The sequence below is a fragment of the Microbispora sp. NBC_01389 genome (assembly GCF_045040095.1).
Lineage (GTDB): Bacteria > Actinomycetota > Actinomycetes > Streptosporangiales > Streptosporangiaceae > Microbispora.
On sequence record NZ_CP109552.1, the window covers coordinates 5,011,015 to 5,024,726 of the forward strand.

Here is a 13,712-nt window from a genome sequence, read left to right on the forward strand (position 1 = left end):
GGTCGGGGAGGGGGCAGAACCGCCGCGTTACGCGAGCAGCAGGTAGGCCCCCGCGGCCACGGCGGCGGCGACGGGCGGTGTGCACAACCACGCGATCAAAAGATCACGGACCGTCTTCTTGTTGAGCCTGGAGAGATCGTTGGCCGCGATGCCGGAGATCGCTCCCGCCGAGACCTGCGTGGTCGACATGGGCAGGCCCAGCATGGCGCCCAGCCCGACGAGACTCGCGGTTGTGAGGTTGGCGGTGAAACCTTCGACGTGCGGAATCTTGATGACGGAGTACGCGAGCCGGTTGGCGATGCGGGAGCCCGCCACGACACCTCCGACGGCCATGGCCGCGGTGACGGCGAACAGCAGGCCGGTCGGGGTCATCCCGCCCATCAGCGCGAAGGAGCCGATGGCAACGATCTTGGGGGCGTCGTTGAGGCCCCGCGCGAAGCTCGCCAGGCCGCTTGTCGCCCAGTGGGCGATCCCGATGGCCTGCTGTGCCTTGGTCGGCCCGGCCTGCTCCGTCACGGTCGTCACCGGCGCCGTGTCACCGTCCGGGACCGGAGCCGGGGTCCTTTCCCTTCTCGCGGTACGGATCGTCACGACCTTCCGGGTGATGATTCCCAGTACGGCCGAGATGGCGTAGGCGACCAGGATGCTCAGCAGCAGCGGCTGCACGACCTTCCCGAGCAGTCCGCTCCACTCGACCGAGGAACCGGCGAACAGGCTCCCGGCGCCGAGAAGCGAGCCCACCAGGGCATGGGTGGTGGAGACGGGCAGCTTCAGGACCGTGGCCAGGACGACCCAGAAGATGGTCCCGATCAGCACCGCGACCGTGAAAGCCGGGGTGGGCTTGGCGGAGACGATGCCTTTGGAGAACAACTCGGTCATCTTCGAGGCCAGTGTCAGCGAGACGAGGCAGCCGAGGGCGGTGGCCACCGTGCCCCATGCGATGGCCGTGCGGATTTTGGTCACACCCGCGCCGGCGAGCGTGGCGACACCCTTCGGCACGTCGTTCGCTCCGTTGGCGGCGGCCAGTACGAGCACGAGCACGAGTACGAGCACTTCCATGCGTCTGCCTCCGGGGGTAGCGGTGCTCGTGAGTGAAAGCGGGCGCAGCAGGAGGTATGGCTGGGCTGGACTACACGGCGGAAGGAAGAGCGGTTCTCGAAGCCGGCGTATCGGACGCCGTCGCCTGTCCGGCGTTCACCCTTTCGTCACCCTGCGTTCATGATCGCTGTTCATCTGCCCGGCGGCAATAGCGCCCGGACTTTCGCGTGGGCTCCGAGGTTCTCGGGACCTCACCGGGTGACGGTCGTCCGCCAGGGCAGGTGCACCGGCTTCGGCGGGGAGATCGCCGGCGAGCTTCCCCGCCTAGCGTGGGGACCGGCAAACCCGTCAGGCATGTCGCGCGGGACCTTGGTATCAACGAGTGCGGGCGTGTTCGAGCGCATGGCGACACCGATCTGGCCGACCTCCACACCTTGATGACGTCACGCGCGCACAGCAGACGCGGGGTGTGCGAGCTCGGCGTGTTGTGTAGGAAAACCCTGCGATTTCGGTCGAGCGCCGTGAACCTCGGACCGGCAACCAGCGCGTGATTCGATCTCGCCGCCCATGTCGTCGTTCGGCTCGTCCTGTAGGAGGCTCATGCTCCAGGCCAGCATCTCCGCAGTCGTCCGGTAGTTGAGCTTCAACTTCCTGGAGCGGCCGACGACCTCGGTGCTGACCTGAAACAACGAGACCAGATTGTCATAGATGCGCTGGTGAGTGTCTCCGGCGACGAAGAGGTCGTCGACTCCGTACGGCATCGCCGCCCGAAGGAGCCGCCACTGCCATGTGGCGGCGCGACCGCGTCGGACACCCCGCCGGCCCCGGCCTGATCCATCATTCAAATGCCGACAGCCAATACAACTGTTTCCGCTTCACCGCCGACCTGTTCCCTGAAGGCGAGCCACAGTGGCCCAGTCGCTTACGCCTCTGCCTCGAACAGCGGCACCGTACCCGTCCGAAAGAGGCTCTCGCCTTCCGCCACAGCTTCTTGCAGTTGCTCGACGAGTTGGCGCAGGCTCGCGTCGGGGGTCCCGGCCAGCCACTTGCCGATGAACTCGCGGAACAGCCGCTGGTAGCGGGCGACGCTGGCGTTCTCCCGGTCGCGGAGAGCGGGGACCCGGCCGACCAGGCGGTAGCGGCGCAGCGACACCTCGGCGTCCGTCACGTAATGCGCCAGCACGATGCGGACCGCGTCGGACACCGCGACGATCGCGGTGTCCGCGGTCGAGGCGCGCAGGCGGGCGTCCACCTGGGCGAGCAGCGTGTCGTGGTCGGGGAAGATGGCGTCTTCCTTGGACCGGTAGTAGCGGAAGAAGGTGCTGCGGCTCACCCCCGCGCGGGCCGCGATGTCGTCGACGGTGGTCTCGTCGTACCCGTTCTCGTCGAACAGGGCCACCGCCGCCTCGGCGAGTCGGTGGCTGATGGACGGTGTGGACATGGGGCCATTGTCGCGGACCCCGGGCTTGTCCAGAGTCGCGAGACTCAGTATCGTCATGGTGAAACTCAGTCCTATCGGAGAAGGTCTGCAAGGTCATGGACCTGGCCGTGAAGATCGGGGCGCCCATCGTCGGCATCAACGAGGGCGCGGGGGCGCGCATCCAGGAGGGCGTCGTCTCGCTCGGCCTGTACGGCGAGATCTTCCGTCGCAACGTGCACGCCTCGGGCGTCATCCCGCAGATCTCGTTGATCATGGGCGCCTGCGCGGGCGGCCACGTCTACTCGTCGGCCCTCACCGACTTCACGATCATGGTGGACGAGGCGTCCCATATGTTCGTCACCGGCCCGGACGTCATCAAGACGGTGACCGGTAAGGACGTGTCCTTCGAGGAGCTGGGTGGCGCCCGCGTGCACAACAGCCGCAGCGGCAACGCCCACTATCTCGCCGAGGACGAGGACGACGCGCTGGACTACGCCCGCGCGCTGCTGTCGTACCTGCCGTAGAACAACCTCGACGACGCGACGGCCCTGGAGTTCCCGGCGGACCTGGAGATCGGCGAGGGCGATCGGGCCCTCGACACGCTGATCCCCGACTCGGCGAACCAGCCGTACGACATGCACGAGGTCATCGCCGCCCTGCTGGACGACGGCGAGTTCCTGGAGGTGCAGGCGTTGTTCGCGCCGAACATCGTGGTCGGCTTCGGCCGGGTCGAGGGACGGTCGGTGGGCGTCGTCGCGAACCAGCCGGCCAGTTTCGCCGGGACGCTCGACATCGCCGCGAGTGAGAAGGCCGCGCGGTTCGTGCGCACCTGCGACGCGTTCGGCATCCCGGTGCTGACGCTCGTGGACGTGCCGGGCTTCCTCCCGGGCACCGACCAGGAGTGGAACGGCATCATCCGGCGCGGTGCCAAGCTGCTGTACGCCTACGCCGAGGCGACGGTGCCGCTCGTCGCGGTCATCACCCGCAAGGCGTACGGCGGGGCGTACGACGTCATGGGGTCCAAGCACCTCGGCGCGGACGTCAACCTGGCCTGGCCCACCGCCCAGATCGCCGTGATGGGCGCGCAGGGCGCGGTCAACATCCTGCACCGCAGGACGCTGGCCGCATCGGACGACCCCGACGCACTGCGGGCCGAGCTGGTGCGTGAGTACGAGGACACCCTCGCCACGCCATACCTGGCGGCCGAACGCGGTTACGTCGATGCGGTGATCGCGCCCCGCGAGACCCGCAGGGAAGTCGTCCGCGCGTTGCGGATGCTGCGCGGCAAACGGGCCGCCCTGCTGCCCAAGAAGCACGGGAACATCCCGCTGTGACCGAGTTCCGGGTCATGAAGGGCGCTCCGTCGCCCGAGGAACTGGCCGCGCTGGCCGTGGCGCTGCTCGGGGTGCGGCTGCCCACCACACCCGCCGTACGGCCGATGCCTTGTGGCTGGCGCGATCTGGCGCGCCGGTCTGGGCTGCGCGGTCCCCTTACGACCGGTTCCCAGGGGTGGCGTGAGTCGAGATGGAGCCTTGGAGGACGTCTGTGAGCACGACCATGCGGAAGGTGCTGGTCGCCAACCGTGGTGAGATCGCCCTCCGGATCGCCCGGGCCTGCCGGGATGCCGGCCTGGCCAGCGTGGCGGTGTACGCCGACCAGGATCTGGACGCGCTGCACGCGCGGGTGCCGGACGTGGCGCACGCGCTGGGCGGGCAGAGCCCCGCGGAGACGTATCTGGACATCGCCAAGATCCTGGCGGTGGCCGCGAAGACCGGCGCGGACGCCGTCCATCCCGGCTACGGTTTCCTGGCCGAGAACGCGGACTTCGCCCAGGCCGTGCTCGACGCCGGCCTGATCTGGATCGGCCCGCCGCCCTTGTGATCCGACGGGCAGGGTGTCGGCCCTGCCCGCGCGACGCAACCCCGTTCACCGGGTCTCGTCACAGACGATGTCGCCCTCCCTCACTCACGCAGCTCCGCAGCCGGACGGCGGGGTGCGCGGGGGACCGCCGGGCCGTACCCGAGCCTCATGATCATCTGGATGTGCCCGCGCCGGTGGTGGGGGTCGCTGCGGCGGCGCATGTCGCGCAGATCGAGCGGCTGGTTGAGGAACGAGGCGGAGATGCCGTGGACGGTCGCGGTCAATAGCAGGCGTTGCAACGCCTGGCCGGCGCGCAGCCAGTCGAGGGGGCCGTCGCCCGCCGTGGTGAGCACCGCCAGCTGGGGAAGGGCCTCGAAGTGGACCGGCCCACGCTCCCCGTGCGGTCCGAAGTCACGGACCGGCGCCGGGTCGTCGGCGCAGCCGGGCCCCTGCACGTAGGACGGCAGGCCCTCGCGACGGTTGCCGCTCATCGTCCACGCCCGCAGCTCGGCCTGGTAGTCGCCGTCCTTGGCCAGCTCGTCGTCGGCGATGGCGACGTACTCCAGCAGGTCCGACGCGGCGTGCCGGCCGAGCAGGACCAGGCAGGCCCCCTCACAGGAGGCCGCGTGGCGCAGGTCGGCGAGCACCTGCTCGGGAACCCGCCGTTCGCCGAACGGCTCCCGGTTGGTCCGGCGCAGGCCGATGCGGTCGTACAGCTCGCGCGTGCGCGCGGAAGCCGGCCGGTACGTCGACACGCGGACGGCGGCCAGGAGCCGCGGTTCCTCCGCGGTGTTCGGCAGCAGCCAGACCAGGGGCCGGTGACCGGCCGTCCGCACGGCGAGCCGGAGGTTGAACAGGGCCGCGCCACAGCTGACGTGCAGCGAGCGCCCGCGGGGGTCGCTGACGCGCAGCCGCCGGTCGGGGTCGGCCAGCAGCTCGGCGAACTCCCCGCGGATCGCTTCGAGCCGCCAGGGCTGCGTGTTGAGCACCGAGGGCGCCTGCCCGGCGACGGTGAGCAGCCGGTGGAAAGCGCGTTCTGTGGCGAAGGGAGACATCACGGCGCACCTTCTTCATCGAGTCTTCTGTGGAGCCCGCGGTCGGCACCCTGAAACAGCGCGACCCAGGCTGGGCGATCAGCGCGACCGCGCGGACCCGCGGTGCGCGCTGGGCCCTCAGCCTGGCTAACGGGTCCGCTTCCGGAGCCGTGCCAGCTCGGTCCGGAGTCTGTCCTGCATCTCGGCGATGGCCCCGTCCATGGTCGCCGCGTCGGCGTGCGCGTGCAGCGGTTGGCCGTTGACGTCGAGCACCGCCCGCGCGGCGTAACGGTCCGGCGGGGCCAGCCCGGGCGAGTGCTTCAGCGTGACCCGGGCCGCGAGGATCGGCCTGCCCGTGAAGCGTGCCAGCGCCGCGACGCGCTCGCGCGCCTCGGTGATCGCCTCGGCGGGGACCTGCCCGCTCGTTTCCACCACAACCGCGTCGGAATCGAATGTCGTGTTCACGCTGCCAGTTTCATGGCCGTGCCGGTCCGGCGGCAGGGCCTGTGGGACCGGCCGATGAGGACTTCCGTCGCCAGATCGAGGGACTGATCACTCTTGCCGGGCTTCCCTCCCGCGGAGACCAGGCCGGCGAGGCCGTTGCGCTGCCCGGGCTTCCCGAACCGCCTGGAGCCGGTGCGATCGCCGTCGGCGTGAGGCCTGTTCTCGCGTCTCGGGCACCCCGCCTTCCCGCCCCCGCGTCGCCGGGCCCGTGCGGACGCCGGGGGAGAGGGGCCGGACCCGGCCGGCGACCGCCGATTCGATGACCTTGGTCCTTGGGGGCGGGGTCCTTGCGCAGCGGTGCGGGCGCGCCGGCATCAGAAGGATGAAGGTGACAAGCTGGCCGACCGAGCCCCACGAGGTGATCCAGATGACCGACTCCCCGACCGGAGCCGCCCTGCCCGCCGACGCGCACGCCGCGATCGACACTCTGGTGACCGGCGCGCTGAAGGCACTGACGGAGTACGAGTCCTTCACCCAGGAGCAGGTCGACCACATCGTCAAGAAGGCGTCCGTCGCCGCGCTGGACCGGCACGCCGCGCTCGCCCGCCTGGCGGTCGAGGAGACCGGCCGCGGCCTGTTCGAGGACAAGGCGGTCAAGAACATCTTCGCCTGCGAGCACGTGACCCACAGCATGGCCGGCCTCAAGACGGTCGGCGTGGTCTCCCGCGACGAGATCAGCGGCGTCGTCGAGATCGCCGATCCCGTCGGGGTGGTCTGCGGCGTCACGCCGGTCACCAACCCCACCTCGACCACGATCTTCAAGGCTCTGCTGGCACTGAAGACCCGCAATCCCATCGTGTTCGCGTTCCACCCCGCGGCCCAGCGCTGCAGCGCCGAGGCGGCCCGGATCGTCCGCGACGCCGCCGTCGCCGCCGGCGCGCCCGAGCACTGCGTCCAGTGGGTCGAGGAACCCTCGCTGGAGGCGACCGGCGCGCTGATGCGCCACGAAGGCGTGTCGGTCATCCTCGCCACCGGCGGGAACGCCATGGTCAGGGCCGCGTACTCGGCCGGCAAGCCGGCTCTGGGCGTGGGGGCGGGCAACGTCCCCGCCTACATAGAGAGGACGGCCAAGCTGCGCCGGGCGGTGCACGACGTCGTGCTGTCCAAGACGTTCGACAACGGCATGATCTGCGCCTCCGAGCAGGCCGTCATCCTCGACGAGGAGGTCTACGACGCCGTGCTGGGCGAGTTCGCCCGGCTGCACGCCTACGTCGCGACGCCGGAGGAGAAGGCGAAGCTGGAGGAGTTCGTGTTCGGGGTGTCCGCGCGCGGCGCCTCCTGCTCCGAGGTGAGGCTCAACCCCGACGTGGTGGGGCGGGCTCCGCACTGGATCGCCGAGCAGGCGGGTTTCGCGGTGCCGCCGGACACCTCCCTGATCCTCGTCCCGGTGGACGAGGTCGGCCCGAACGAGCCGCTGACCAGGGAGAAGCTCTGCCCGGTGCTCGCCGTGCTCCGCGCCCGCACCCGGGAGGAGGGCCTGATCCTCGCCGAGCGCATGGTCGAGTTCGACGGCCTCGGCCACAGCGCCGTCATCCACACCGAGGACGCCGCGCTCGCCGAGCGGTACGGCACCAGGGTCAAGGCGGTTCGGGTGATCTGGAACGCCCCCGCCTCCCAGGGCGGCATCGGCGACATGTACAACGCGTTCCTGCCCTCGCTGACCCTGGGCTGCGGCAGCTACGGGCACAACTCGGTGTCGAACAACGTCTCAGCGGTCAACCTGATCAACATCAAGCGGATCGGGCGGCGCAACAACAACCTGCAGTGGTTCAAGGTCCCACCGAAGATCTACTTCGAGCCGAACGCGATCCGCTATCTGGCGGACATGCCGGACGTGCACCGCGTCACGATCGTCACCGACGCCGTGATGACCCGGCTGGGGTACGTCGACCGTGTCTCCGACGTGCTGCGGCGGCGCGGCGAGCGGGTGGCCCTGCAGATCATCGACGCCGTGGAGCCCGAGCCGAGCGTGGCGACCGTCGACAAGGGCGCCGACCTCATGCGCGCCTTCCGCCCCGACACGATCGTCGCTCTCGGCGGCGGCTCGGTGATGGACGCGGCCAAGGTGATGTGGCTGCGCTACGAGCACCCCGAGGTCGTCTTCGCGGACATGAAGGAGAAGTTCTTCGACGTCCGCAAGCGAGCCTTCCGCTTCCCCGCCCTGGGCGAGCGAGCCCGTCTGGTGTGCGTGCCGACCACCTCGGGCACGGGCGCGGAGGTCACGCCGTTCGCCGTGATCACCGACACCGCGACGGGCAAGAAGTATCCGCTGGCCGACTACGCGCTGACCCCGAGCGTCGCGATCGTGGACCCGGTCCTCGCCGCCGATCTGCCCCGGGTGGTCACCGCCGACAGCGGCTTCGACGCCCTCACCCACGCCATCGAGTCGTACGTGTCGGTGTACGCCAACGACTTCACCGACGGCCCCGCCCTGCACGCCATCCGGATCATCTTCCGGTATCTGGAGCGCGCGGTCACCCGCGGCGCCGCCGACCCGGAGGCCAGGGAGAAGATGCACAACGCCGGCACGATCGCCGGCATGGCCTTCGGCAACGCCTTCCTCGGGATCGTGCACGCCATGTCCCACACGCTCGGCGCCACGTTCCACGTGGCCCACGGGCGCACGAACGCCGTCCTGCTGCCGCACGTGATCCGCTACAACGGCACCGTCCCGTCGAAGCTGTCGGGGTGGCCCAAGTATGAGGACTACCGCGCTCCCGAGCGGTTCCAGGAGATCGCCCAGATGCTGGGCCTGCCCGCGGTCACGCCGGCCGAGGGGGTCGAATCGCTCGCCGCGGCAATCGAGCGCCTGCGCGACGCGGTCGGGATCGAGCGGTCCTTCCAGGACATCGGCGTCGACGAGAAGGCGTTCCTCGACGCGCTCCCGCAGCAGGCGCTCAACGCGTACGAGGACCAGTGCGCGCCGGCCAATCCCCGCATGCCGATGCTGGAGGACATGCAGGCGCTGATGCGGGCCGCCTACTACGGGCGTTCGCAGGAGTAGCGGCCCCTCTCCGGTGTGTGCGTACACCGCGAGGGCTTAGCGTATGGGCATGATTCGTGTGTTCCTGGTGGACGACCACGAGGTGGTCCGTATGGGTGTCGCGGCGCTGCTGGAGGCCGAGGACGACATCGAGGTCATCGGCGAGGCGGGGACGGCCGAGTCGGCCGTGGCCCGCATCCCCGCGCTGCGGCCCGATGTGGCGGTGCTCGACGTACGCCTGCCCGACGGCAACGGCGTGGACGTCTGCCGGGAGGTGCGCTCGAAGGTGCCCGGCCTGGCCTGCCTGATGCTGACCTCCTACGCCGACGACGAGGCGCTGTTCAACGCGGTCATGGCCGGCGCGGCCGGCTACGTGCTCAAGCAGATCCACGGCTCGGACCTGGTCGGCGCGGTGCGCACGGTGGCCGCCGGGCAGTCGCTGCTCGACCCGCAGACCACGGCCGCCATGCTGCACCGTCTGCGCGACCAGGCCACGAAGAAGGACCCGCTGGCCGCCCTGTCGGACCAGGAGCGGCAGATCCTTGAGTTGATCGGCGAGGGCCTGACCAACCGCCAGATCGGCGAGCGGATGTTCCTGGCCGAGAAGACGGTCAAGAACTACGTGTCCACCCTGCTGAGCAAGCTCGACATGCAGCGCCGCACCCAGGCCGCCGCGCTCGCCGCCCGCCTCAAGGCCGAACACCAACAGTGACGTAGCGCAGACCTGCCGAACGATGTCACTGTCACCGCGGTCAAGCTCGACAGACGCATCAGGGAACGTACCGCAACAGCGGAGGCCGGCGGCGTCCGCACGCGGCATGAGGTGATCAGCCCAGCGGGACGCTCCACTCCAGGCGGGTGCCGCCGGTGCCCGGGGTGGTGAGGGTGAAGGCGCCGCCGAGCCGTTCGGCGCGGTCGGCGAGATTGCGCAGGCCGCTGCGGCGGCCCTCGGCCGGGATGCCGACGCCGTTGTCCTCCACCACGAGGGTCAGCCGCCCGTCTCCGGCCTGGACGGCGACGTCGGCGCGGGTGGCCTTGGCGTGGCGGACGAGGTTCGACAGGGCCTCGCGCAGGACGGCGAGCAGGTGTTCGGCGACCTCGGCGGGCACGTCGTTGTCGAGCCGGCCCTCCAGGCTCAGGCCCGGCATGAAGCCAAGGTGCCCGCGGGCACCCTCGACCAGGTCGACCACCTGGGCGCGCAGGCTGGGCAAGGCATCCTCGCGCGGCGTCTGCAGGGCGAAGATGGTCGAGCGGATCTGCCGGATGGTGGTGTCCAGCTCGTCGATCGCGCTTTGCAGCCGGGAGGAGGCCTCCGGCCGCTCGACCAGCCGCACCGTGCTCATCAGGGTCATCGCGACGGCGAACAGGCGCTGGATGACCACGTCGTGCAGGTCCTTGGCGATGCGGTCGCGGTCTTCCAGCAGGCCGAGCCGCTCGGCGTCCCTGCGGGTCTCGGCCAGCTCCAGCGCGACGGCCGCCTGCCCGGCGAAGGCGTGCAGCGTGCGCAGCTCCGACTCGCTGAACGGCATCCGCCCCGAGCGTTTGACCAGGGCCAGCACCCCGCGCACGGCCCTGGCCGCGCCCAGCGGCACGGCCGCCGCCGGTCCCACCGGCGGGTCCTCGGCCCAGATCAGGTGCACCTGGCTGTGGTCCAGATCGTCCAACGCCAGCGGCTCACCGCTCAGGAACGCCCGGCCGGCGAGCGAGCCCTCGACCGCGACCGCGTCGTCGACAAGCCGGACACCCGGCCCGTCCTCGGCCGGCTCGACATCCTGCAGCGCGACGCGCAGCATGTCGTGGCCCCGGTCGGGCAGCAGGATCGCCACGGCGTCGGCGTCGGCCATCTCACGGGCACGCCGGGCGATCAGCGTGAGGACCTCCTGCGGCTCACCGCCCGACAGCAGCCGGGTGGTGATGTCCGAGGACGCCTGCAGCCAGGTCTCCCGGCGGCGGCTCTCCTCGTACAGGCGGGCGTTCTCGATCGCCACTCCGGCGGCGGTGGCCAGGGCGACGACGATCGCCTCGTCGTCCTCGTCGAACTGCCCGCCGCCGCGTTTCTCGGTCAGGTAGAGGTTGCCGAACACCTCCTCGCGGACCCGGATTGGCACCCCGAGGAAACTGCCCATCGGCGGATGGCCGGGCGGGAAGCCGTACGACTCGGGGTGCCGGGAGATGTCGGCCAACCGCAGCGTCTGCGGCTCCTTGATCAGCAGGCCGAGCAGGCCCAGCCCGTGCGGCCAGTGCTCGATCCTGGCGATCTCCTCCTCGCTCAGTCCCACCGGAACGAACTGGACGAGCGTGTTCTCTTCCCCGATCACGCCCATCGCCCCATAGGTCGCGTCCACCAGCGTCGCGGCGGTGGCCACGATGCGGCGCAGCACCGTCTCCAGGTCGAGGTCGCTGCCGATCGAGACGACCGCCTCCAGCAGTGCGTGCACCCGGTCCCGGGTGGCCAGCACGGCCTCCAGACGGCTCTGCAGTTCGGTCAGCAGATCGTCCAGGCGCATGCTGGGGATCAGCGAAGTGGGCTCCTTCTCCATCATGGTGCGAAGTTTCGCATCGAGTAGACGCCAGTGCCCACCCCCGGAAGCAGGGGTGGGCACTGGAGCCGACGGGCCGCGTGATCGAATGCGGTCTACTTGAGGATCGGGAGGCGGCGGACCAGCGGGGTGGCGGCCCACCACCTGCCGAGTCCGATGGTCTGGCCGGCGCCGGCCAGGGCGAGGCCCGCGAGGACGAGGGCGTAGACGATGTGCTCGTCCATGAAAGGGTTGGTGGTCAGCGGCAGTTCGGCGGCCCACATCATCAGCAGGAGCAGTCCGCCGGTGATGGCGGCGATGCGCATCCCGATGCCGAGGATGAGGGCGGCGCCGATGCCGGCGAGGCCGGTCATGAAGAGCCAGTCGACCCAGCCCTGGCCGGCGAGGGTGTCGAACAGGCCGCCGAAGGTGTTGTCGGCGGTGCCCTTCAGGAAGCCGGTGGTCGGGCTGCCGCCGTTGATCCACGCCTTGGCGGTGGGGGTGGCGAAGCCCCAGCCGAACAGCTTGTCCAGGAAGGCCCACAGGAACACCCAGCCGATGGCGATCCGGGCGGCGGCCCACACGTACCGGACCGGGCCGGCGGTGGTCGTCTGAGGCGCGGGGGTCTGGGCCGTGACGGGGGGAGTGGCGTCGTCCACGTCGTTGCCGTGGTGGCGCCTTTCGATGGTGGCCATGACCGGCCCCTTTCAATGACTTCATCTCTTTTCGACACTTAAAGCAAACCGCGATCACCGGCTGTGCCGCAGGAGTCGTACGGCACGCTCCGGTTGTCTCGAAGTCCCGCGATCGTGGGACTTTCGGCCCGAGTCCGTCATCGGAGTGTCAGAGCGGACATCGGCGATCTTCCGGGGGGCCCTCCGACTCCCGGTTGGCCGCAGAGATCATCTTCGATCGAGGCCTGGGCGACCTGTTCGTGGTGCGCACCGCGGGCCACGTGATGGGCGCGGAGGTGCTGGGCAGCATCGAGTACGGGGTGGACGTGCTGGACTGCCCGCTGGTGGTTGTCCTCGGCCATGACTCGTGCGGCGCGGTGGGCGCCGCATGCGCCGCGCTGGAGGACGGGATGGCGCCGACCGGCTACGTCCGTGACGTCGTCGAGCGTGTGACGCCCAGCGTGCTCGCGGCGCGGGCGGCAGGTCGTGTGGAGGCCGACGAGATCCTGGCCGAGCACATACGGCACACCGTCGACCTGCTGTTGGACCGCTCTCGGGTGCTCGCCGAACGGGTCGGCGCCGGTCGGGCCGCCGTCGTGGGCCTGTGCTACCGCCTGGCCGACGGCAGCGCCCAGGTGGTGGCGGCCCGCGGCCTCGAAGTCACCGCCGGCTCCGCATCCTGACCGGGGCGAGAGGCTTCGCCATGGCTACCGGTTGAGCCGTCCTCGGCGTGACATTCGTCGTCCTGCCCCCGTCGTGGCGTCGTCCCCGCCGCCTGCGAGGAGGGCGGGATGGACGGCGTACGCCACCGATCCGCTGTGGGCGTCAAGGACGCCACCAACGACGGTGGACGGGACAGGACACGACCACGTGCGCCACCGCTGCTTCGCCGCAGACGGCCCGGTACGCCTCACGGGCGGTGGTGCGGATGCGTTCCGGGCATGCCGAGGTGGCGGGGCGGATGGACACGTAGACGTGCGCCATGCCGTCGACCTCCGCCAGGCGGACGTCGTCCACCACGTCGGTGAACGCCTTCTCCAAGGCCTCCCGCACCGCGAGCCGCGTGAGCGGACCCGTGGCCTGTTCCCGATCTTCCTTGTCGTTGCGTCGCCGGGGGATCAGAGGGGGTTCGGTGCTCAGGATCGTCATGGCTCCACCGTCTCGCCGGCCGCCCCTGCCCGGGGAGGGCCGAAGGTCCCCGGACCACCCGACGGTCGTCGGCTTCCGAGAGGCGGCACGAGTCAGACGCTGGTGACGCCGTGCGCGGCGAACTGGGCGTGCACGCGCTCCAGCAGGGCCCGGTCCGGGGGCCTGACCGCGGCCAGGGGGAAGGCGAGCCCGAGCCGGGCGTACTTGCCGGCGGCCATGCGGTGGAAGGGCAGCACGTCGACCCGTTCGACGTTGCCGAGCGTCGCGACGAACCGGGCGAGGCCGTCGACGTTCTCCTCGGCGTCGGTGTGGCCGGGGACCAGGACGAACCGCACCCAGACCGGGCGGCCCAGGTCGGCCAGCCGGCGGGCGAAGCGCAGGGTCGGCTCCAGGTGTGCCCCGGTCAGCCGCCGGTAGCCCCCCGGGTCGTACGACTTGATGTCGAGCAGCACGAGGTCGGTGTCGGCCAGCAGCGCGTCGCTCGCGCGGTCGCCGAGGTATCCCGAGGTGTCCAGCGCGGTGTGCAGGCCG

Annotated in this window: 13 protein-coding genes and 2 pseudogenes; 6 read left to right on the forward strand and 9 right to left on the reverse strand. The window is 70.5% G+C overall.

Annotated features, from left to right (window positions below):
• Nucleotides 1-27 precede the first annotated feature (27 nt).
• The 3 genes from OG344_RS22720 to OG344_RS22730 all read right to left on the reverse strand — a co-directional run bounded on the left by OG344_RS22720 (nucleotide 28) and on the right by OG344_RS22730 (nucleotide 2,479).
• Nucleotides 28-1,059 (reverse strand): inorganic phosphate transporter, encoded by a 1,032-nt coding sequence (locus OG344_RS22720; protein WP_405084788.1) that lies wholly within the window; start codon nucleotides 1,057-1,059, stop codon nucleotides 28-30.
• A 422-nt stretch (nucleotides 1,060-1,481) separates the two neighbouring features.
• Entirely contained in the window at nucleotides 1,482-1,799 is a 318-nt protein-coding gene (locus OG344_RS22725; RefSeq protein WP_405084789.1) for a hypothetical protein, read from the reverse strand.
• Between the two features lie 161 nt (nucleotides 1,800-1,960).
• A complete protein-coding gene (locus OG344_RS22730) occupies nucleotides 1,961-2,479 on the reverse strand; it encodes a TetR family transcriptional regulator (RefSeq protein WP_405084790.1) in 519 nt (172 codons plus the stop codon).
• 68 nt (nucleotides 2,480-2,547) lie between these two features.
• On the opposite strand from OG344_RS22730, the pseudogene OG344_RS22735 reads away from it, so the two are divergent.
• The 3 genes and pseudogenes from OG344_RS22735 to OG344_RS22745 form a co-directional block, all read left to right on the forward strand.
• Nucleotides 2,548-3,792 (forward strand): annotated as a pseudogene (locus tag OG344_RS22735) (acyl-CoA carboxylase subunit beta); the annotation flags it as partial.
• Complete coding sequence (locus tag OG344_RS22740; protein WP_405084791.1) at nucleotides 3,789-4,007, forward strand: acyl-CoA carboxylase epsilon subunit; 219 nt, start codon at nucleotides 3,789-3,791, stop codon at nucleotides 4,005-4,007. The pseudogene OG344_RS22735 and the gene OG344_RS22740, both read left to right, overlap by 4 nt.
• Nucleotides 4,008-4,015: 8 nt before the next feature.
• A pseudogene (locus OG344_RS22745) lies at nucleotides 4,016-4,333 on the forward strand (biotin carboxylase N-terminal domain-containing protein); the annotation flags it as partial.
• A gap of 86 nt (nucleotides 4,334-4,419) precedes the next feature.
• Here OG344_RS22745 and OG344_RS22750 read toward each other — a convergent pair.
• Together OG344_RS22750 and OG344_RS22755 are read right to left on the reverse strand one after the other, a co-directional pair.
• A complete protein-coding gene (locus OG344_RS22750; RefSeq protein WP_405089151.1) occupies nucleotides 4,420-5,373 on the reverse strand; it encodes an Acg family FMN-binding oxidoreductase in 954 nt (317 codons plus the stop codon).
• A gap of 126 nt (nucleotides 5,374-5,499) precedes the next feature.
• The gene (locus tag OG344_RS22755; RefSeq protein WP_327045306.1) at nucleotides 5,500-5,817 is read right to left on the reverse strand and encodes an HPF/RaiA family ribosome-associated protein; all 318 of its coding nucleotides are present in this window, start codon (nucleotides 5,815-5,817) and stop codon (nucleotides 5,500-5,502) included.
• A 367-nt stretch (nucleotides 5,818-6,184) separates the two neighbouring features.
• Between OG344_RS22755 and adhE the strand changes: the two genes are divergently transcribed.
• Both adhE and OG344_RS22765 read left to right on the forward strand, forming a co-directional pair.
• Complete coding sequence (gene adhE / locus OG344_RS22760; RefSeq protein ID WP_405084792.1) at nucleotides 6,185-8,860, forward strand: bifunctional acetaldehyde-CoA/alcohol dehydrogenase; 2,676 nt, start codon at nucleotides 6,185-6,187, stop codon at nucleotides 8,858-8,860.
• A gap of 49 nt (nucleotides 8,861-8,909) precedes the next feature.
• Entirely contained in the window at nucleotides 8,910-9,551 is a 642-nt protein-coding gene (locus OG344_RS22765; protein WP_327045308.1) for a response regulator transcription factor, read from the forward strand.
• Between the two features lie 115 nt (nucleotides 9,552-9,666).
• Here the strand turns inward: OG344_RS22765 and OG344_RS22770 are convergent, their stop codons facing one another.
• Together OG344_RS22770 and OG344_RS22775 are read right to left on the reverse strand one after the other, a co-directional pair.
• Complete coding sequence (locus tag OG344_RS22770) at nucleotides 9,667-11,382, reverse strand: GAF domain-containing protein (RefSeq protein WP_405084793.1); 1,716 nt, start codon at nucleotides 11,380-11,382, stop codon at nucleotides 9,667-9,669.
• 92 nt (nucleotides 11,383-11,474) lie between these two features.
• Nucleotides 11,475-12,053, reverse strand: a complete 579-nt coding sequence (locus tag OG344_RS22775; RefSeq protein ID WP_405084794.1) for a hypothetical protein — start codon at nucleotides 12,051-12,053, stop codon at nucleotides 11,475-11,477.
• Between the two features lie 194 nt (nucleotides 12,054-12,247).
• Between OG344_RS22775 and OG344_RS22780 the strand changes: the two genes are divergently transcribed.
• Nucleotides 12,248-12,715: a carbonic anhydrase gene (locus tag OG344_RS22780; RefSeq protein ID WP_405084795.1), complete on the forward strand. Its 468-nt coding sequence runs from the start codon at nucleotides 12,248-12,250 to the stop codon at nucleotides 12,713-12,715.
• Between the two features lie 142 nt (nucleotides 12,716-12,857).
• On the opposite strand, the gene OG344_RS22785 is transcribed toward OG344_RS22780, so the two are convergent.
• Both OG344_RS22785 and OG344_RS22790 read right to left on the reverse strand, forming a co-directional pair.
• The gene (locus OG344_RS22785) at nucleotides 12,858-13,181 is read right to left on the reverse strand and encodes a hypothetical protein (protein WP_327045312.1); all 324 of its coding nucleotides are present in this window, start codon (nucleotides 13,179-13,181) and stop codon (nucleotides 12,858-12,860) included.
• A gap of 92 nt (nucleotides 13,182-13,273) precedes the next feature.
• Complete coding sequence (locus OG344_RS22790; RefSeq protein WP_405084796.1) at nucleotides 13,274-13,633, reverse strand: hypothetical protein; 360 nt, start codon at nucleotides 13,631-13,633, stop codon at nucleotides 13,274-13,276.
• Nucleotides 13,634-13,712 lie beyond the last annotated feature (79 nt).